An 18,949-nucleotide genomic window follows, 5' to 3' on the forward strand; every position below is an offset into this window, starting at 1 on the left:
GCCCGCACGGTAGGGGCGGCGTGTTACGGGGAAAGGCGCGAAGTGTGACGACGACGAGACGGCTCGACGCCCGGCCCGGCGGGGACGGGCCCGCGCTCGCCCGCGACGTACGCGGGGACGGGCTGCCGGTGGTGCAGTTGCACGGGCTCAGCTCGAGCCGGCACCGCGACGAGGTGTTCGGCCTCGACCTCACGGCGGGCCGCGACGGCCTGCGGGTCGTGCGCTACGACGCCCGCGGTCACGGTGAGTCCCCGGGCACCGCGGACCCGGACGACTACACGTGGCCGGCGCTGGCCCGCGATCTGCTCGCCCTGCTCGACGAGGAGTTCGGAGGCCAGCGGGTCCACGGGGTGGGCCAGTCGATGGGGTCGGCGACGCTGCTCACCGCGGCGGTGGCCGAGCCGGAGCGGTTCGCGTCGCTCACCCTGGGCATCCCGCCGACGGTGTGGCAGTGGCGGCGGGAACAGTCGCGGGTGTACGAGCTGGCCGCGCGGCAGGTGGAACGCTGGGGCGGGGCCCGGTGGTCCGAGGTGACCCGGCAGCCGCCCACCTCGCCGGCCATCGACCCGGCCCGGCCGGTCACCGCGCCCGACGTTGCGGACGAGTGGCTGCCCGCGGCGTTCCGGGGCGCGGCCGCGACCGACCTGCCGCCACGGGAGGAGGTGGCCCGGCTCGGGATGCCGGTGCTGCTGCTCGCGTGGCCCCTGGACGCCTCGCATCCGCTCGAGGTGGCCGAGGAGCTCCTGGAACTGCTGCCCGACGCCCGGCTGGAGGTGGCTCGCACCCCGGCCGAGGTGGCCTCGTGGCCGCAGGTCGTGGGCGACTTCATCGGCGAGTCGATCGCCTGACCCCGGCGACGGGCGCCGCTCGGAAGATCCCACCGGGGGCGGGAGCGCACGCCGCGCCCGTCGAGGCTCGTCCGGGTCTCACATCGTTCCGGTTCTCACATCGTATTGACGATCAGCCCGATGTGGGAATAGAAGTTCAGGGCACCGAAGAGCAACCAGACGGTGCCGGTGACCGCCCAGCACCACCCGATGATGGTGGCGGCGACGCCGCCCTCGAGGCCGCGGGAGATCCGCCCGGTGGCGAGTGGGGTGAGCAGTGCGCCGACACCGATCGCCGCGTAGAGGGTGGAGATGAAGATCGCCTCGAGAATCGCCCACTCCGCGAAGAATCCGGAGATGGGCTCCTGCGGCGGGGCCGCGAAGAGTTGGTAGACGACACCGGCGAGGGCGATGGCGAGCATGGCCAACCCGAGCCCCACGACGAAGATCGTCAGCGGTCGCGAGTCCCTCGCCACCTCACGCGCGGTCACACCGACCACACGCTTCGACCACAGGTACACGGCCGCCGCCAGCAGGAGCACACCCAGGGCGAGGCTGGGCTCACCGAAGATGATGTTGTCGAACGCGAACCCGCCGGCGGCGAGCGGCCAGGTCAACGTCATGTGCAGACCCGTGGTGGTGAGGATCAGGCCCAGCACGCCGAAGTTCAGCGACCAGCCGGTGATACTGACGTCCGCGGGGTCCGCGCGCACCGCCCGGAAGAACAGCACCAGACCCAGCAGGCCCGCGCCCACCGCGAGGGCCATCACCGTGTTGTACGTCGGCATGGTCGTCCAGTCGATCATGCCGGGCGTTTCCACACCTCGGAAGAAGTCGCCCACCGAATCCTGCGTTTCCATGACTATCCCTTCGCGGCTCGGGTGTTCAGCTTTGCTTTCCCTGAGCAACTATCCATTCAGGGCCATCGAAGGGCAAGGTGTGGGCCGCCCTCCGGTGGCACCGCGGCGCCGGCCTCGCACAATGGGGCCATGCGAGAACTACAGCGGACGATCATCGACAGCCTCGGGGTCCGGCCCGACATCGACCCCGCCACCGAGGTGGAGCGACGGGTGCGGTTCCTCGTTGATTACCTCACCACCAGCGGCGCCAAGGGATTCGTGCTGGGCATCTCCGGCGGGGTCGACTCCACTCTGGCCGGGCGCCTGGCCCAGATCGCGGTGGAGCGGGTGCGCGCGGACGGCGGCGACGCGGTGTTCGTGGGGATGCGCCTGCCCTACCGGGTGCAGCACGACGAGGCCGATGCCGTCGCCGCGGTGGAGTTCGTCGACGCCGACGAGACCGTGACCGTGAACGTCGCACCGGGGGTCGACGCCCTCAACGGGGCGATCCGGGAGGGCACGGGGGCCGAGCTCACCGACTTCACGAAGGGCAACGCCAAGGCGCGTCACCGCATGGTCGCCCAGTACGCGCTGGCCGGGGACCGCGGACTACTGGTGATCGGCGCCGACCACGCCGCCGAGAACGTCACCGGGTTCTTCACGAAGTTCGGCGACGGCGCCGCGGACGTGTTGCCGCTGTCGGGGCTGAACAAGCGGCAGAGTCGCGCCCTGCTCCGCGAGCTCGGGGCCCCGAAGCAACTGTGGGACAAGGTGCCCACCGCCGACCTGCTGGACGAGAACGAGGGCCAGACCGACGAGGACGAGCTCGGCCTGCGGTACGACGACATCGACGACTACCTCGAGGGCCGCGACGTCCCCGAGCACGTCGCGCGGACGATCGAGTCGGTGTGGCACCGCAACCGGCACAAGCGCACCACGCCGGTCGAGGTCTCGGACACGTGGTGGCGTCCGGGCGAGCAGACCGCCCTCGTGGTGATCGACATGCAGAACTCGTACTTCGAGTTCCCCGAACTGGCGAAGGTGCGCGACGAGCTGGTGCCACGGGTCAACGAGCTCATCCGCACCGCCCACGACGCCGGACGGCCCGTCGTGCTGGTGCGCACCGAGCACTCCCGCGACAAGTCCACGTGGACGCTCAACATGTGCGAGGACGACCAGGGCTTCGCGTTCCCCGGCACCGAGCAGGCGCAGTTCCTCGACGAATTGGCCACGGGCGATCACGTGGAGGTGGTCAAGACCCGCGACAGCGCCTTCTTCGAGACCGAGCTCAAGGCCCGGCTCGAGCAGCTCGGCGTGGATCACCTGCTGCTGTGCGGGGTGTCGACGCACAGCTGCGTGTCGCAGACGGCGATCGACGGGTTCGCCGAGAACCTCCACGTCGCGGTCGCCCGCGGTGCCATCTCGTCGGACAACTCCGCCCTCTCGGAGGCGCTGCTGGACTTCTGCGCCGACCAGATGCGCCAGCCGATCATCGACCAGGAGGCCAGCCTCCAGCTGTTGCGAACCGGAGCCTGGCCCGACGGGGACTGACCCGACGGCCGCCGACTATCCCACCGGCCGCGTGACGCGGCCGTCGGGGTAGCGGGCGAACCGGGTCTCGCCGCGCGGGTGGACGGGGTCGTTCTGCGGCAGGTCCCAGGTGCCGAACACGCCGGCGCGGTACTCCTGCATGGCGGTGACGATGTCCTCGCGGGTGTTGCCGACGAACGGCCCCTGCTGGACGACCGGGGCGCCGATCGGCCGGGCCTGCAGGACGAGGAACGACGCGCCCTCGTCACCGGCGGTCACGGCGACCGTCTCCGGGGCGAGGACGGCGGCGTCGTACCCCAACTGCCGGCCGTCGACCGTCAGCGGCCCGCCGTAGTTGTAGAGCACCCGGTTCGCGGAGGGGTCGGCACCGGGTAGCTCCGTGCTCACGCCGGGGTCGAGCGTGACGATCCAGATGGCCAGGTGGTTCTCCGGTCGCGCCGCCCAGGAGTGTGGTGGCGGGTCGAGCGCGCGCACGCCGTCGATCTCCCCGGCGATCAGGCGGAACCTCGCGGCGGCGCCATCGGCTCCGCGGACGACGACCGGGGTCTTCTCGGACCAGAACATGTCGAAGTGCGGCTCGGCGGACTTGTCCTCGGGTGCGAGGTTGAGCCAGATCTGGAACAGCTCCATGGTGTTGGGCCGCTCGGTGTCCAGAAGCGGGAACATCTCCGAGTGCGAGATCCCGGAGCCGGCGGTGAGCCACTGGGTGTCGCCGTGGCCGAACCGGGCCGCCGCGCCGAGGGAGTCGGCGTGGTCGACCACGCCGTCGAGCACCACGGTCACGGTCTCGAACCCGCGGTGCGGGTGCTGGGGGAAGCCGGGGACGGTCTCACCGTGGTACATCGACCACCCGTCGTTGCCCGAGAAGTCCTGCCCCAGGGACCGGCCTGCGAGGGAGGCGGCGGGGCGCATGGTCTCGCCCTCGGCCGGAGGGAACTCGTCACGGTGATGGACGGCGAACAGGAACGGGTCGAGGCCCGGCCACTGGCCTCCGAGCGGGACGACCTGGCGGATGGCGGACATGGTTTCCTCCTGGGGTGCACGGGTGAGCTGACACGACTTTTTGCTGTCGCATCAGTTAACCGCGTGGGGCGTCGCCGTGTTCCCGCTGTTCCCTGAACTCCAGGTAGGCGCGTCGACCGAGGAACACCGCCAGCAGCACCACGATCGCCGCGACGACCGCGTTGGACGCCCATCCCGCCACCGACTCGATCCGGTGCCACTGCTCCCCCAGGAGATACCCGGCCACGACGAACAGCGAGTTCCAGATCAGACTGCCGGCCGTGGTGAGCAGCACGAACAGCAGGAGGCTCATCCGCTCCACACCCGCCGGGATGGAGATGAGGCTGCGCACGACGGGCACCATCCGACCGAAGAAGACCGCGCCCCGCCCGTGGCGGGTGAACCAACCCTCGGCCTTGTCGAAGTCCGCGACCTGGATCAGGGGGACCCGGTCGAACAGCGCGCGGACCCGCTCGGCACCGAGCCAGAAACCCAGACCGTAGGCCAGGACCGCCCCCAGCACGGACCCGAGGGTGGTCCAGAAGATCGCACCGGCGAGGGTGAACGTGCCCTGAGCCGCGCTGAACCCCGCCAGCGGCAGGATGACCTCACTGGGGATGGGCGGGAAGACGTTCTCCAGACCCACCACGAGGGCCGCGCCGGGCCCGCCGAGCGCCTCCATGACGCCCACGGCCCAGCCGGCGACCCCGCCGAGATCACCCTCGGCTGCCAGGACCACGGGAGCAGCGACCTCGATCAGCCCCGCGCGACCACGCCGGTGACCGGGATCCGGCCGTCCACGGCCTGGCGGAAGTTGAGCACCGCGCGCTTGACGTGGTCACCGGTGGTCACGACGACGGCGCCGGTGGTGCCGCGCTCCCGGAAGATCCGGTCGGTGAACTGGGCGTTCTGCACCGTGGAGGCGGAGTTCCCCTCCTCGGTGATCCGGAACGGCGCGATCCCGGCGCCACGCAGCCAGTCGCCCATCGCGCGTGCCTCGGTGCGCCCGTTCTGCGGCACGCCGCCGGTGACGATGATGCGGGCGGTCGGGTACGCCTGCGCCAACCGGTATCCGGTCCGCAGTCGCTCCTCGAGCACGGGGCGGATGCCGCCGTCGGGGAGCAGTCCGGCACCCAGGATGACGATGTCGGTGGTGAACGGGTTGACAGTGAGCACCGCGGGATCGTCCACGGTGGGGACCTCGAAGTCCCCACACACCGCCAGGAGCTCCTGGCCGACGTTCTGGCAGCCGAGCATCGTCAGGCCGCTGTACAACGCGACGCCCGACGGCACCTCGGCCGACCCGGCGGAGGCGGTGCCCGCTCCGGCGCCCAGCGCGAGAGCGGCGGCGGCCGCGACGGCGGCGAGACGCCTCTGAGTTCTACGCACGATAACGGTCCTCTCCCGAGCAGTGTCGTGACCCGTTGGTTATCGCATTGTGCGTGAAGGTCGTTACCTGTGACACGGGGAGGTCACGCGCGACCCGCGTACCCTTCACGGCATGCCGGAAGGATACGACAGGGTCACGGCCGTGCGGTACCTCCACGATGCCGACCCACACCTGCGCGCGCACATCGACGCCGTCGGTCCGTGCACCCTCACCCCGACGCCGGACACGGGGCCGCACACCCTCTTCGACCGGTTGGCCTCGTCGATCCTGTCCCAGCAGCTCTCGGTGAAGGCCGCCGCGACGATCGCGGGCCGGCTGCGCGGGCGGGCGACGAGCGACGCCCAGCTCGACCCCGCGCTCGTGGCCGCACTGTCCGACGAGGAACTGCGGGCGTGCGGGATCTCGCGGCCGAAGGTGGCCGCCCTGCGGGGCCTCGCCGACGCGGTGCGTGGGGGCCGGATCCCGACCCTGGGGGAACTGAGGGACTACGACGACGACGAGGTCATCAGCTCCCTGACGACGGTCCGCGGGATCGGCCGATGGACCGTGGAGATGCTGCTGATCTTCCTGTTGGACAGACCCGACGTGTTCCCCGTGGCCGATGTCGGGGTGCGGCGGGGATTCGAACGGGTGCTGGGTCTGGACGACAAGGCCTCCCCCGCGATGATGCTGGACCACTCGGCCGGCTGGGCACCGTACCGGTCGGTGGCGTCCTGGTACCTGTGGCGGGCGGTGGACCAGACGGGCGAGGCGGCCCCGGCGCCCACCTCCTCGTCCTAGGCTTCACGACCATGGCGAACCTCTACTGGGAGCGGGTGCGGACGGCGACGGCCCGCGCCGCGGCGGGCGCACGAGACGTCAACCGTCATCCCACGTCGGTCGAACTGCTGCGGCGGGCCCGGCGGGCCCTGCCCGGGGACGCCGGTTTCGGCGACCCGCTCTCGGCCGCCGGCCGCGACAGCGCGGGGACGATCGCCCGGGTGGCCGGCCGACTGTTCGACGAGCAGCCCACCGCGTCCCGGGAGGTGACGCTCGGCGGGCTCCAGGTGTGGCACGCCGTGCTCGAGCGCACGGGGCGGGCCGGCGGCGGGAGCGAGGTGACCATCGTGTTCACCGACATCGTCGGGTTCTCCGACTGGGCGATGCGCGCCGGCGATGAGGAGTCGCTGCAGCTCCTCCGACGGGTCGCCGCGGCCACCGAACCCGAGGTGCTCGCCCACCGTGGCGCCGTCGTCAAACGTCTCGGCGACGGACTGATGGCCACGTTCCCGTCTCCCCAGCTGGCGCTGGACGCGGTGGCAGCCTGCCTGGACGGGGTCGCCGGCGTGGAGGTGGCGGGCTGGCGTCCGCGGTTGCGGGTCGGCGTCCACACCGGGCGCCCGCGCCGGATCGGGGACGACTATCTCGGCATGGACGTCAACGTCGCCGCGCGGCTCGCGGAGAAGGCCGGCGCGGGCGAGATCCTCATCAGCGAGTCCACCCGCGCCGGACTGGACCCCGACAGCGTGGCGACCCGCCCCAAGCGGACCTTCCGGTGGGGCGGGGTCAAGGGTGTGCCCGACGGGATCGCCGTCTACGTGGCGACCCCGCGCTGAGGAGTTCGGCGGGACCGGGAGCGGGGAACCCGCCATCCGCCGCCCCACCCCGGAACCGGCCGGACCACCGCCGACCACCGGCATCCGGTAGAACGGACGCATGGCAACCACCAATTTCAAGGGCAACCCCGTCAGCACGTCCGGCGAGCTCCCCGCCGTCGGCTCCAAGGCCCCGGATTTCGAACTCGTCGGCACCGACCTCGCTCCCGTGACCTCCGGGTCGCTGGCCGGCAAGAAGCTCATCCTCAACATCTTCCCCAGCGTCGACACGGGCGTGTGCGCCCAGTCGGTGCGCACCTTCCACGAGAAGGCCTCCGGCCTGGAGAACACCGAGGTCGTCAACATCTCGGCCGACCTGCCGTTCGCCCACAAGCGCTTCTGCGCCGCCGAGGACATCGAGAACGCCACCGCCGGCTCGACCTTCCGCAGCGACTTCGCCGCGGACTACGGCGTCAAGATGACCGACGGCCCCATGGAGGGCCTGCTGGCCCGCTCGGTCGTCTTGGTCGACGCCGAGGGCAAGGTCGTCTACACGCAGCTCGTCGACGAGATCACCACTGAGCCGGACTACGACGCCGCGCTCGCCGCCGTGAACTGAGCGCACCGCAGCGAACGCACCGCAGCGAACGACGAGGCCCGCCCCCGACGAACGGGGGCGGGCCTCGTCGTGTGGCCTACCGCGCCGCGACTCAGGCGCTCGCGTCCACCAGGGAGAAGCGGCGGGTGGCCTGCTCGAGCTGATCGAACAGCGTGGCCAGCTCCTCGGAGCGGCGCTCCGCGGGCTGCACGCCCTCGGGGCCGAACTCGGTGAACAAGCTCAGCGAGATCTGCTGACGCACGCCGTACATGTGGAAGTTGGCCACTATCTGCCGCCAGTGCTCCACGGCGCGCACACCACCCTCGGCTCCGTAGGAGACAAAGGCGACGGGCTTGTTCGCCCACTCGCTACCGAGCGAGTCGAAGGCGTTCTTCAGTCCGCCCGGGACGCTGTGGTTGTACTCGGGGGTGACAAAGACGAAGGAGTCGTACGAGTCGATGGTCGAACTCCAGCGCTGCACCCGCTCGTCGGAGTATTGCTTGTTCGCCGCGCCCGGCACCGTGGCCGAGGTGAGCAGCGGGACGTCGAACGACTTGAGGTCGACCAGCTCATAGGTGGCGTCCTGCCGCGCCTGCGATTCCTGCGCGACCCACTCGGCCACGGTCTGCCCGGAACGCTCCTCTCGGATGCTGCCCAGAATGATGCCGATCTTCACGTACGGTCCCCTCTCGTCGTGCGGGTTACTGACGACGAGAACACTACTTGATTGACGTGACACCTACTACCGGTGGCCGTAGACCGTGACCGTCGCCACGGCACAGACACGCCCCCGCTCGTCCCTCGTCGTCACCTGGGCGATGCCCCAGCTCCGCCCGTCGTGCAGGACCTCGGCCCGGACCGTCACCGGCTGCACCAGCGGGATCTGACGCACGTACCGCACGTCGAGTGAGGACGAGCTGACCTCGCGTTCGTGCGGGAACACCGCGGCCCCGGCGACCTCCGCGGCCGCCGCGAACACGCCGCCGTGCAGATTCCCCAGCGGGTTGGCCAGCGTCGGCTCCGGCGCGATCACGCCCTCCACGACGCGGGTTCCGCCCGGGCCGTCGTCCCGCTCGTCCAGCGTCAGGCACAGGACCTCGGCCAGCGTTCCCGGCGCGAGTCTGGACGGCCACGGCGGCTCGTCGTCGTACCCGTCCGGGTCCACGGCTCCCGCGATCTCCATGGATTTGACCAGTCCGGAGGCGATCACCCCGCCGTCGTCGTCGACGACCTCCCCGCGCGTCGTGAGGCAGTGACCGTCGTCGCCCAGGTGGTCCGTGCGGATGCCCAGTCCCGCCGATCCCGCGCGCGGGCGCGCCAGCAGGTCCATCCGCAGCTCGGTGGTGACCGTCCACATCCCCTCGGGGCGCCGGCGGTGGTTCTCCGACCCCAGGCCCGAATCCACCAGGACGGCGAGGCCGCCGGTGGCGAAACGCCCCGACGGGTCGATGAACTGGTCGCCGACCGGCTGGTGCCAGCTCACCGACCCGTCCGGGTTCGGGCTGAACGTCAACCCCAGGCGGGGCTCCGGGCCGTCGTGCTGCGATTCTCTCACCCGCCGACGCTAACACGTGTTCTCGTTCACTCCCCGCGACCGCGCGCGCCGGATCGCGTCCGCACAATGGAGACGTGCCACTGAACCGCGAGGCCCTCACGACCCCCCGCCGCTGGCCCATCCGCGTCGCCACGACCGTGATCGCCACCGGCATCGTCATCCTCGTGCTGGCGGCAGCGGCCGGCGGTGCGTGGCTGCTCCTGCGGTCGGCCGTGCACGGCGCGATCGACTCCGCCGACCGTGCCCGGGCGGTCGAAGTGGCGGGTGGGCTCGCGGCCCGGGGCCCGCAGGCGTCCCTCGAGCTGGTCTCCGAACCACTGTCCGGGGTGGACCTGGTGCGGGTCGTCGCGCCCGACGGCCGCGTCCTGGCCGGTCAGGTCACCCGCGGCCTCGAGAACGTCCCCGCGCTCCCCTCTCCCGCCCCCGGTCAGGTCATCCAGCGCGACCTCGACGCCCCGAACGGCGCCGACCTCCGCCTCACCTCCGTCGGCGTGGAGGTCCGCGGGGGAACGTTCGCCGTGGACGTGGCCACCGACACCGACCGCTACGACTCCCTCCTGGCCACCGGCGCGGTGCTGTTCCTGGCGTTCGTCCCCGTCGCCGGCCTGGCCACAGCCGTGTTCGTCCACTACGCCATGGGGCGGGTGCTGCGGCCGGTCGAGTCGATCCGCTCCCGCGTCGCCGAGATCTCCGCCTCCGGCCGTGGCGAGCGGGTCCCGGTCCCCGAGGCCGAGGACGAGATCTCCCGCCTGGCCCGGACGATGAACGCCATGCTCGCGCGCCTCGACGCCGCCCGCACCGCACAGGTCGCGTTCGTCGGTGACGCCTCGCACGAACTGCGCAGCCCGCTGTCCACGCTGTCGACGATGCTCGAACTGTCCTCCACCTCCGGCACCCCGGTGGACGTGGAGACCGTCGACGAACTGCTCCTGCCGGAGGTGCAGCGGATGCGCACGATGGTCGAGGACCTGCTCCTGCTGGCCAAGAACGACGAGCGCGGCCGGCCGCTGCGCCGCGACGACGTGGACCTCGACGACATCGTGCTCTCCGAGGCCGCCCGGCTGAGGGGCCTCGTCGGCGGAGGCGACGGAGGCGACGGCGGCGACGGCAGCGGCGGCGACGGCGGCGGGCTCGAGGTGGCGGCCTCGGTGGAGCCCGCGCGCCTCGTGGGCGACGCCGATGCCCTGCAGCGCGTGGTGCGCAACCTCGTCGACAACGCCCGCCGCCACGCGCGCGACCGGATCGCGCTGCGGCTCACCGTCGACCGCACGACCCCCGGGGCGCCGCGCGCGGTAGTCTGTGTCGACGACGACGGCGAGGGCGTTCCCCCTGATCAACGGGATTCGGTGTTCGATCGCTTCGCCCGCCTGGACGCGGACCGCGCGCGGGGCAAGGGCGGATCGGGCCTGGGTCTGGCGATCGTCGCCGAGATCACCCGCTCCCACGGCGGCTCGGTCCGGGCGGAGGACGCCCCCGGCGGGGGCGCGAGGTTCGTGGTCGAGCTGCCGGTCGAGTCACTGGACGACGACGTCGACGACATCCCCACCGGCCCGGCCCGGCCCGCCTGAGCGGTCATCCCGCACAGGGTCCCGCCCCCTGCGCCGGCGGGCGGCTGTGGCAGGACGGATGGCCACGCGCAGACGCCGGCGAGGAGTGGGCGAAGTGGCCCGGCTCAGGGGCGCGCCGCGACGCTGTCGACGAGTCGGTAGCCCTGCCCGCGGACGGTTTCGATGGCGCGGGCCCCGAACGGGGCGTCGATCTTGCGTCGCAGGTAGCCGACGTACACCTCGACGATGTTGTCGTCACCGTCGTAGGCGGCGTCCCACACGGCCCGCATGATCTGGACCTTGGACACCACCTGGTTGCGATGGCGGATGAGGTACTCGAGCACCGCGTATTCACGCGCGGTCACGGTGATCCGCGTATCCCCGCGGCGGACCTCCCGCGCGGCCGGGTCCACCACGAGGTCGCCGGCCTCGAACGTCGCCGGGCGCTCCGGCGCCCCCCGCCTCACCAGAGCCCGGAGTCGGGCCTCGAGGACGACGAACGAGAACGGCTTGACCAGGTAGTCGTCGGCGCCCAGGTCGAAGGCGTCGGCCTCGTCGTATTCGCCGTCCTTGGCGGTGAGCATGAGCACCGGGGTCCAGACCTCGCGGCGTCTCATCTCGCGGACGACCTCGTACCCGCTGCGCCGCGGCATCATGATGTCCAGCACGACCACGTCGAAGTCGTCGGCGCAGGCCATCTCGAGGCCCTCCTCACCGTCGGCGGCGGTCTCCACGGCCCAGCCGCCCGTGACGAGTCCCCGGCGCACGCTCTCGCGCAGCGCCGGCTCGTCGTCGACCACCAGGACCCGCATCGGCGTGTCGTCCTACCCCTCGGGGTCGATCTCCTGGTCCATCCGCTCTGCGGGGACCAGCGAGTCGGCGTGCCGCCGGACCACCTTCGCGGGGACCCCTGCCACGGTGGTGTGGGGCGGGACCTCGTGCAGGACCACCGATCCCGCGGCCACCCTGGAGCAGGCGCCCACCCGGACATTGCCCAGCACGATCGATCCCGCGGACAGCAGCACGCCGGAGCTGACCTTGGGATGACGGTCGCCGTCCTCGTTGCCGGTGCCGCCGAGGGTGACGCCCTGCAGGATGGACACGCCGTCGCCGATCACGCAGGTCTCGCCCACGACGATCCCGGTGGCGTGGTCGACGAGGATGCCCGAGCCGACACGGGCGGCGGGATGGATGTCCATCGCGAACACCTCGGAGATCCGGCTCTGCAGGAACGACGCCGCCATGACCCGCCCGGAGTTCCACATCTCGTGGGCCACGCGGTGCACCTGCAGGCCGAGGAAGCCCTTGGCGAAGAGGTAGGGCACCAGGTAGTTGGGGTACGCCGGGTTGCGCTCGAAGCTCACCACGAGGTCGGCCGCGACGGCCTCCAAGACGTGGGGATGCTCCACGAGCACCGCCCGGATCTCCTTCTCCAGCACGTGCCGGCCGATCTCGGGGGTCGCGACCCGGGAGGCGGCGAGGCGCGCGAGGGATTCGCCGAGGTCATCACAGCCGTCGATGAGGTCCAGGACCAGTCCCGCGATCAGCGGTTCGTTCCTGCTCGAGGTCGCGTCCAGCGACAGGCGGTTCCAGACGGCGCGGACGGAGGAGTCGGCCTCTGCCCGCGGGACGCACGGGTTCTCGGTGCTCAGCTCGATGGTCACCTGATACAGCGTATGCCTGCCCCGGCGATCGGGGCGAGTCGCACCTCCCTCGACGGCCCGCTCCCCACGCGGCAGGATGGGGCCATGATCCTCATCAACGTGCGTTTCGACGTCAAGCCCGAGTTCGCCGAGTCCTGGCTTGAGTTCACCCGCGAGTTCACCGAGGCCACCCGCGCCGAGCCTGGCAATCTCTTCTTCGACTGGTACCGGTCACCGGAGTCTCCGAACACCTTCCTGCTGTGCGAGGCCTTCCGGGAGGGCGACGCCCCCGCCCAGCACGTGAACTCCGACCACTTCGCCGAGTTCACCGGCTCGGCCGCCCGCTACCTCGAGCGGACCCCGCGGATCATCAACACCACCGCCGAGGGCGAGGAGTGGGGGGCGATGGGCGAGATCACCGTCGAGTAGGCGCAGGCCCCGCCGGACGTCGCGTCAGATCGAGCTGCCGAGCGCCGACTGCGCGAGCGCGATCGGGTCGACCGGCCACCACTGGCCGTAGTCGAGTGCGTAGACACGGTTGAGGTCGGACACGACCCCGCCGACGGTGACCTGCTGCCGGACCGGCAGTTGGTGGATCGTCGCGCTCGGGTTGAGGCGCCCACCGGAGCCCCAGTCGTGCTGCCAGAAGTACCGCCCCAGGCCGGTCTGACGGCACCAGTCGATGGTGGGGGCGTTGGCGTACACGCCGAGCTCCATCCCCGCGCCGTGGAGATGGGCGCGCCAGCGCTCGAGGTACGGGCGGATCTGGTTGTCGAACTGCCACCGCGTGGGGTTGTCGTCGATCGCGACGTACATCGGCACGCCGGACGGCCCGCCGGCCTCGCGGTGGATCCGGATCCCGATCGGGGCGTGGCGGTCGCCGCCCGCGGCGCCTTCCCTCCAGTCGGCGGTCTCGGCACGCCCGTACTGGTAGCAGGAGACCATGTTGAGGCCACTGCGGCGGAAGTCGTCGACCTCGCGGCGCAGCAGCGGCTTGCCCGTCATCCACTCGGCGCCGGGGCGACGGTTGGAGCAGTACCGCACGGCGCCCATGTGGCCGGCCGCGCGGATCGACGCCGCCGACGGCGGGCCGGAGGCGTAGTCGAGCAGTGTGCCGACCGGGACGCCGACACCCGCCCCCGGCAGCGCACCGAGCCCGGCGGGGATCGAGGACTGGGCACCCACCGCGGGGGTGATGCCCGCGGCGAGGGCGCCCGCCCCGGCGGCGCCGATGCCTGCGCGGCGCAGGAAGGTTCGGCGGTCGAACGTCATGTGGCTACTCCGGGATCTCGAGGAAGGGGCACGCGGGGGCACGTGTGACACGTGGGACCCGCACACCCGACGAGTGTGTCACAAGGACATCGCGAAGGATATCCCGGCGTTACCACACGGACGGACCACCACAGCGCAGGCACGGCTGGTTGACTGACGTTCATGACTCGCGCGCACAGATGGTCCGCCACCGACATCCCCGACCAGACGGGCCGGACCTTCGTGGTCACGGGCGCCAACGGCGGGATCGGGCTGGCGACCACCGCCGCACTCACGGCCCGGGGCGCCCGGGTCGTCATGGCCTGCAGGAACGAGGAGAAGGCGCAGGAGGCGCGCGCGACGCTCCCCGCCGGTGACCAGGAGCGCGCGCAGGTGCGCCTGCTCGACATGGCGGACCTGGACTCCGTCGACGCGTTCGTGGCGGCCACGGCGGCGGAGGGTGCGCCGGTCGACGTGCTGATCAACAACGCCGGCGTGATGAACATCCCCCACGCCCGCACCGCGCAGGGACACGAGATGCAGTTCGGGGTCAACGTGCTGGCTCATCACGCGCTCACCCTGGGGCTGGAGCAGATGCTGACGGACCGGGTCGTGTGGCTGGGCTCGCTCGCCCACCTGCGCGGACGACTTGACACCGACGATCTCGACATGGACGTGCGCGGCTACCGCCCCATGGCGGCGTACGCGGACTCCAAGTTGGCGTGCATCATGCTGGGCTACGAATGGCAGCGCCATTTCGAGCGGTCCGGCAGCGGGCTGCGGTCGGTCGCCGCCCATCCCGGTTACACGGCGACCGACCTCATCCGCCAGAGCGGCAACCCACTGGCGGACCGCTTCTTCGAGTTGGGCAACTCCATCACGTGGGCGGGCCTGACACCGGAGATGGGTGCGCTGTCCGTGCTGTACGCGGCGACGGTGCCATGCCTCGCCGGTGGCGAGTTCGTCGGCCCCGATCGCCTCGGGGGCCTGCGCGGGCATCCGAAGCCCGCCCGGTCGGGTCGCCGTTCGCACGACCGGACCACGGCCGCCGCCCTGTGGCGGCGGTGCACGGAGATGGCCGCGTTCCAGCGGGCATGACGAGGGTCACGACGACGACGAGGTCATCCCCCGCAGAGTGGTGACCGTGGTCGGCCGGTGGCCGGGATGGGTCAGCCGAGCCCGGCCGCGGCCAGCCCGTCGCGCAACTTGGCCCGGTGCTCGGGCGGCCCCTGGAGGAGGGGCATGCGCAGGCGGTCCGAGCCGATGAGGCCGGCCTCCTTCAGCGCCGCCTTGACCTGGATGGCGCCCTGCGAGGTGTGCATGATCGCGTCCACGGCCGGGATGAGGCGGGTGTGGATCTCGCGGGCCCTCGGCAGGTCGCCGGCGTCGACGGCGTCGATCATCGCCCGGTAGTCGTCGCCGGCGACGTGGCCGACGACCGAGACGATGCCGGTGGCACCGAGGGCCAGGAAGGCCAGGTTAAGCACGTCGTCGCCGGAGAACCAGAGCAGGTCCGTCTCCGCCATGAGTCGGCTGGCCTCGAACAGGTCACCCTTGGCGTCCTTGACCGCCCGCACCCGGGGGATCTCCGCCATCCGCCGGATGGTGTCCGTGGCCAGGGCGGTGCCCGTGCGGCCGGGGATGTCGTAGGCCATGATCGGGCGGTCGGCCGCCTCGGCGATCATCCGGAAGTGCTCGACGATCCCGTGCTGGGTGGGCTTGTTGTAGTACGGGGTCACCACGAGCAGGGAGTCGGCGCCGCGGGCGATCATCTCGCGCGCCGCACGCATCGAGTGCTCGGTGTCGTTGGTGCCGCAACCGGCCATGACCTTCACCCGGTCGCCGACGGCCTCGACGACGGCGGCCACGCTGTCGTAGTCCTCGTCGTCGGTGGTCGTCGCGGACTCGCCGGTCGTGCCGTTGACCAGCAGTCCGTCGTGGCCGTGATCGGCGAGGTGCACCGCGAGCCGCTGCAGGCCGTCGAAATCGATCGAGCCGTCGTCATGCATGGGGGTCACCATCGCGGTGATGACCCGACCGAAGGGATTGTCCGACATGCGCACCAGACTAAGCCACGGTGACGCGGTCGGGAGATTCCGACGTGAGGGGTCCCCACGGGACTAGGGTCGTCAGCACCCCGGCGCCGGGGCCCGGCGTCCACCACCGAGACCGCGGAGGCGATTGTGACCGACCAGACCCGACCCGACGACCCCGCGCGCATCCCGGAGGAGCCCGCGGAGTCGTTCGGCAACACCATCGACGGATCGGGGGCCGGCGACGGCAGCACCTCCCGGGGCGGGGACGAGGCGGACACCGCCACCGAGTCCGCCGCCACCGAGCCCGCCGCCGACCGGGCCGCCGGGGGCGCGACACCGCACGACTCCGCGGGAGCGGCGAGCTCCGCTGCGACGTCCGGCGCGGGCGGGGACGGCGCTGCCGAGCGCGCCGAGCAGAAGAAGGTGTACCAGACCCCTGAGCAGCCGGATCAGGCCGTGGGCGGCTCGGACGGTACGGCAGACGGCCAGTAGCCGGGCCTGACGTGGCCATCGCCCTGACGCTCACGCTGGCGTTGATACTGCTCATCAGTGCCAACGCCTTGTTCGTGGCCGTCGAGTTCGGGTTCCTCACCGTCAACCGGGACGACGTGCGTGCGGCCGGCTCGGAGGGCGATCGCATCGCCACGACCCTCGACGGGTCCCTGGCCAGGACCTCGACGAACCTGTCGGGGGCCCAGCTGGGCATCACGGTCAGCAGCCTCCTGGCGGGATACCTCACCGGTCCCTCCGTGGGGGAGCTGATCACCGGCGCCCTCGGCGTGTCGGGGATGTCCGAGCCGGCGGCCCGCGGCATCGCGATGACGGTGGCCTTCGTCGTCGTCACCTTCCTCCAGATGGTCTTCGGCGAACTGGTCCCCAAGAACTGGGCCATCGCCGCTCCGATGCGGGTCGCGCGGCTGGTCGTGATCCCCCAGCGGATCTTCATGGCGGTGTTCGGCTGGCTGGTCACGGGCCTCAACACCACCGCCAACGTCGTCCTGCGACTGCTCGGGTTCACCCCGCAGGAGGAACCCGGCGAGGCACGGTCACCCGAGGAGCTGCGAGCGTCGGCCGCGCGGTCGGGCCGTCAGGGCGCGATGGACCCGCACACGGCCGAGCTGGTGATCCGCTCGATCTCGTTCGGGGAACACCGCGCGGCGGACGTGATGGTGCCCCGTCCGCTGGTGACGTTCCTGCGTGACCACACCGCGCAGGACCTGCTCGACACGGTGGCCGCGACGGGCCGGTCGCGGTTCCCCGTCCTCGGCGCGACCGTCGACGAGGTGGTGGGCGTCGTCCACTACCGGCAGGCGTTGGCCGTGCCTGTCGACGAGCGCGCCCGGACGCCGGTGCGGGAGATCGCCACCGAGGCGACCGTGGTGTCGGAGGTGATGACGCTCGACCCGCTCATGCGGCTGCTCCGTCAGACCGATCTGCAGATGGCCGTGGTGGTGGACGAGTTCGGCGGGACCGCGGGGATCGTCACCCTGGAGGACCTGGTGGAGGAGATCGTCGGCGAGATCGATGACGAGCAGGACCGTGCGTCGCGCACCCACGAGTGGGTCGACGACGACACCGTGCTCGTGGGCGGGATGATGCGGCCCGACGAACTGGGCGCCATCCTGCGACTGGAGATCCCGCCGGTGGAGACGGTGTCCACCCTGTCCGGGCTCCTGTCCGAGGCGGTGGACCGACTCCCCCGGGTCGGCGACGAGACCGAGTTGGACGCGCACGACCACGAGAACCGCGACGACGACGACCTGCCGACGCGGGCGCGTGTGCGCCTGCGGGTGGAATCACTGCGCGCGCACCGGGCCGAGCAGGTGCGCGCCACCGTCCTGCGGGACGAGCCCGAGGCGGTGGACCCGGATGAGTGACGGCGTGGCATTGCTGGTCCTGGTGGCCCTCCTGCTGGGCAACGGGTTCTTCGTCGCCGCGGAGTTCGCGATGGTCTCCGCGCGGCGCGACAACCTGGAGCCGCACGCGGCCGAGGGCAGCACGCGCGCACTGTGGTCGCTGCGCGGCATGGAGAACGTGTCGCTCTCGCTGGCGGCCACGCAGCTCGGCATCACGGCCTGCTCGCTGCTCATCGGCGCGGTCGGCGAACCCGCCATCGCCCATCTCATCGAGCAGCCGCTGGGCTGGTTGGGCGTGTCCACCGGGTTCGCCCACCCGATCGCTCTGGTGATCTCCCTGCTCATCGTCACATTCCTGCACATGGTGCTCGGCGAGATGGTGCCCAAGAACATGGCGATCGCCCGGCCCGCGGCCGCGGCCCTCCTGCTCGGCCCGGTCCTGCGGGTCTTCGTGCTGGTGTTCCTGCCCGCGATCTGGCTGATGAACAAGTCCGCGGACGCGGTGGTGAGGTACGTACTGCGGGTGGAACCGCGTTCCGAGGTGGAGACCACTTTCACGGTGGACCAGATGCACGGGATGGTCGCCGCGGCCGAGGACTCCGGCCTCCTCGACGAGGACGAGACGCTGCTGCTCGAGGGCGCGCTCGAGTTCGATCACATCACCGCCGCCGATGTCCTCCGGCCGATCGCGGAGGTGGACTCGATCGAGGAGGACTGGTCCACCGGTGACGTGCAGCAACTGTGCGTGCGGACGGGGCACTCGCGGTTCCCCGTGCGCCGCGGCGGCGCGTACGTCGGCTACGTCCACGTCAAGGACACCCTCGGCGACGACCTGTCCCAGCCTCTGCGCCGGGATCGGATCCGCGAACTGGGGATCGTGCCCGCGGAGACCCCCCTCGACGACGTCCTGGAGGCGATGCAGCGGGCGCGGGCCCACCTCGCGGTCGTCGACGATCGCGAACCCGGCGAACCCGACCCGCGTGGGCTGCTGGTCCTGGAGGACGTCCTCGCCGAACTCGTCGGCGAGGTCAGGGATGCGACGCCCGGAGCCGAGCAGTAGGGCGCCCGAGCAGTAGAAAGGGCCCCGACGACCTACCGGACCTTGTCGGGGTTGGTGTCGAGCACCCGACCGAGGGTGTTGTCCACGACGATCTGCGCCACCCCGCTGTATGTGGCCACGCCCACCCGCACCGTGGTGGCCAGCGCGTTCTGCAACATCGTGGAACCTCCTGCTAGTCGGTGTGACACCCGTCACTCTACGCTCGTCTGCGGCGGGCCGC

At 71.5% G+C, this 18,949-nt stretch carries 22 protein-coding genes and 1 pseudogene; 12 read left to right on the forward strand and 11 right to left on the reverse strand.

What is annotated here, in order from left to right; genetic code table 11:
* The first annotated feature begins 44 nt into the window (after positions 1-44).
* The gene (locus NR111_RS12715) at positions 45-848 is read left to right on the forward strand and encodes an alpha/beta fold hydrolase (protein ID WP_256820986.1); all 804 of its coding nucleotides are present in this window, start codon (positions 45-47) and stop codon (positions 846-848) included.
* Between the two features lie 95 nt (positions 849-943).
* Here the strand turns inward: NR111_RS12715 and NR111_RS12720 are convergent, their stop codons facing one another.
* On the reverse strand, positions 944-1,687 hold the full coding sequence (locus NR111_RS12720; protein WP_256820987.1) for a DUF981 family protein: 744 nt from the start codon (positions 1,685-1,687) through the stop codon (positions 944-946).
* Between the two features lie 129 nt (positions 1,688-1,816).
* On the opposite strand from NR111_RS12720, the pseudogene nadE reads away from it, so the two are divergent.
* Positions 1,817-2,635: pseudogene (gene nadE, locus NR111_RS12725) on the forward strand (ammonia-dependent NAD(+) synthetase); the annotation flags it as partial.
* Between the two features lie 24 nt (positions 2,636-2,659).
* Complete coding sequence (locus tag NR111_RS12730) at positions 2,660-3,217, forward strand: isochorismatase family cysteine hydrolase (protein WP_227022208.1); 558 nt, start codon at positions 2,660-2,662, stop codon at positions 3,215-3,217.
* A gap of 15 nt (positions 3,218-3,232) precedes the next feature.
* Here NR111_RS12730 and NR111_RS12735 read toward each other — a convergent pair whose 3' ends face one another.
* The 3 genes from NR111_RS12735 to NR111_RS12745 form a co-directional block, all read right to left on the reverse strand.
* The gene (locus tag NR111_RS12735; protein ID WP_256820988.1) at positions 3,233-4,240 is read right to left on the reverse strand and encodes a pirin family protein; all 1,008 of its coding nucleotides are present in this window, start codon (positions 4,238-4,240) and stop codon (positions 3,233-3,235) included.
* A gap of 55 nt (positions 4,241-4,295) precedes the next feature.
* Positions 4,296-4,901 carry a DedA family protein gene (locus NR111_RS12740; RefSeq protein ID WP_256821047.1) on the reverse strand — a complete coding sequence of 202 codons (606 nt, stop codon included), beginning with the start codon at positions 4,899-4,901 and terminating at the stop codon, positions 4,296-4,298.
* Between the two features lie 74 nt (positions 4,902-4,975).
* Positions 4,976-5,608 (reverse strand): YdcF family protein, encoded by a 633-nt coding sequence (locus tag NR111_RS12745; RefSeq protein WP_256820989.1) that lies wholly within the window; start codon positions 5,606-5,608, stop codon positions 4,976-4,978.
* Between the two features lie 112 nt (positions 5,609-5,720).
* On the opposite strand from NR111_RS12745, the gene NR111_RS12750 reads away from it, so the two are divergent.
* The 3 genes from NR111_RS12750 to tpx all read left to right on the forward strand — a co-directional run bounded on the left by NR111_RS12750 (position 5,721) and on the right by tpx (position 7,802).
* Positions 5,721-6,389: a DNA-3-methyladenine glycosylase gene (locus NR111_RS12750; RefSeq protein WP_256820990.1), complete on the forward strand. Its 669-nt coding sequence runs from the start codon at positions 5,721-5,723 to the stop codon at positions 6,387-6,389.
* Between the two features lie 11 nt (positions 6,390-6,400).
* Positions 6,401-7,204 carry an adenylate/guanylate cyclase domain-containing protein gene (locus NR111_RS12755; RefSeq protein ID WP_067718962.1) on the forward strand — a complete coding sequence of 268 codons (804 nt, stop codon included), beginning with the start codon at positions 6,401-6,403 and terminating at the stop codon, positions 7,202-7,204.
* Between the two features lie 100 nt (positions 7,205-7,304).
* A complete protein-coding gene (gene tpx / locus NR111_RS12760; RefSeq protein WP_256820991.1) occupies positions 7,305-7,802 on the forward strand; it encodes a thiol peroxidase in 498 nt (165 codons plus the stop codon).
* A gap of 91 nt (positions 7,803-7,893) precedes the next feature.
* Here tpx and NR111_RS12765 read toward each other — a convergent pair whose 3' ends face one another.
* Positions 7,894-8,457, reverse strand: a complete 564-nt coding sequence (locus tag NR111_RS12765) for an NAD(P)H-dependent oxidoreductase (protein WP_256820992.1) — start codon at positions 8,455-8,457, stop codon at positions 7,894-7,896.
* Positions 8,458-8,523: 66 nt separating this feature from the next.
* Positions 8,524-9,336, reverse strand: a complete 813-nt coding sequence (locus NR111_RS12770; RefSeq protein ID WP_256820993.1) for a hotdog fold domain-containing protein — start codon at positions 9,334-9,336, stop codon at positions 8,524-8,526.
* Between the two features lie 74 nt (positions 9,337-9,410).
* Between NR111_RS12770 and NR111_RS12775 the strand changes: the two genes are divergently transcribed.
* On the forward strand, positions 9,411-10,904 hold the full coding sequence (locus tag NR111_RS12775) for an ATP-binding protein (protein ID WP_256820994.1): 1,494 nt from the start codon (positions 9,411-9,413) through the stop codon (positions 10,902-10,904).
* Between the two features lie 104 nt (positions 10,905-11,008).
* Here the strand turns inward: NR111_RS12775 and NR111_RS12780 are convergent, their stop codons facing one another.
* Both NR111_RS12780 and NR111_RS12785 read right to left on the reverse strand, forming a co-directional pair.
* On the reverse strand, positions 11,009-11,695 hold the full coding sequence (locus NR111_RS12780; protein ID WP_096906600.1) for a response regulator transcription factor: 687 nt from the start codon (positions 11,693-11,695) through the stop codon (positions 11,009-11,011).
* 12 nt (positions 11,696-11,707) lie between these two features.
* Positions 11,708-12,547, reverse strand: a complete 840-nt coding sequence (locus NR111_RS12785) for a serine O-acetyltransferase (protein ID WP_256820995.1) — start codon at positions 12,545-12,547, stop codon at positions 11,708-11,710.
* An 84-nt stretch (positions 12,548-12,631) separates the two neighbouring features.
* On the opposite strand from NR111_RS12785, the gene NR111_RS12790 reads away from it, so the two are divergent.
* Positions 12,632-12,955 carry a putative quinol monooxygenase gene (locus NR111_RS12790; RefSeq protein ID WP_096906599.1) on the forward strand — a complete coding sequence of 108 codons (324 nt, stop codon included), beginning with the start codon at positions 12,632-12,634 and terminating at the stop codon, positions 12,953-12,955.
* A gap of 24 nt (positions 12,956-12,979) precedes the next feature.
* Here the strand turns inward: NR111_RS12790 and NR111_RS12795 are convergent, their stop codons facing one another.
* The gene (locus NR111_RS12795; protein ID WP_132062919.1) at positions 12,980-13,798 is read right to left on the reverse strand and encodes a DUF1906 domain-containing protein; all 819 of its coding nucleotides are present in this window, start codon (positions 13,796-13,798) and stop codon (positions 12,980-12,982) included.
* A gap of 162 nt (positions 13,799-13,960) precedes the next feature.
* On the opposite strand from NR111_RS12795, the gene NR111_RS12800 reads away from it, so the two are divergent.
* Entirely contained in the window at positions 13,961-14,875 is a 915-nt protein-coding gene (locus NR111_RS12800) for an SDR family NAD(P)-dependent oxidoreductase (RefSeq protein ID WP_256820996.1), read from the forward strand.
* A gap of 71 nt (positions 14,876-14,946) precedes the next feature.
* On the opposite strand, the gene dapA is transcribed toward NR111_RS12800, so the two are convergent.
* Entirely contained in the window at positions 14,947-15,834 is an 888-nt protein-coding gene (gene dapA, locus NR111_RS12805) for a 4-hydroxy-tetrahydrodipicolinate synthase (RefSeq protein WP_069389590.1), read from the reverse strand.
* A 126-nt stretch (positions 15,835-15,960) separates the two neighbouring features.
* Between dapA and NR111_RS12810 the strand changes: the two genes are divergently transcribed.
* The 3 genes from NR111_RS12810 to NR111_RS12820 are packed head-to-tail and all read left to right on the forward strand — an operon-like array spanning position 15,961 to position 18,729.
* Entirely contained in the window at positions 15,961-16,305 is a 345-nt protein-coding gene (locus NR111_RS12810; RefSeq protein ID WP_256820997.1) for a hypothetical protein, read from the forward strand.
* A gap of 11 nt (positions 16,306-16,316) precedes the next feature.
* Positions 16,317-17,690 carry a hemolysin family protein gene (locus tag NR111_RS12815; protein WP_256820998.1) on the forward strand — a complete coding sequence of 458 codons (1,374 nt, stop codon included), beginning with the start codon at positions 16,317-16,319 and terminating at the stop codon, positions 17,688-17,690.
* On the forward strand, positions 17,683-18,729 hold the full coding sequence (locus NR111_RS12820) for a hemolysin family protein (protein WP_256820999.1): 1,047 nt from the start codon (positions 17,683-17,685) through the stop codon (positions 18,727-18,729). The genes NR111_RS12815 and NR111_RS12820 overlap by 8 nt, the downstream gene beginning before the upstream one ends.
* A gap of 32 nt (positions 18,730-18,761) precedes the next feature.
* Here NR111_RS12820 and NR111_RS12825 read toward each other — a convergent pair whose 3' ends face one another.
* Positions 18,762-18,887: a hypothetical protein gene (locus tag NR111_RS12825; protein ID WP_256821000.1), complete on the reverse strand. Its 126-nt coding sequence runs from the start codon at positions 18,885-18,887 to the stop codon at positions 18,762-18,764.
* Positions 18,888-18,949 lie beyond the last annotated feature (62 nt).

It is taken from the genome of Dietzia sp. Die43 (assembly GCF_024519835.1).
GTDB classification, from domain to species: domain Bacteria; phylum Actinomycetota; class Actinomycetes; order Mycobacteriales; family Mycobacteriaceae; genus Dietzia; species Dietzia kunjamensis.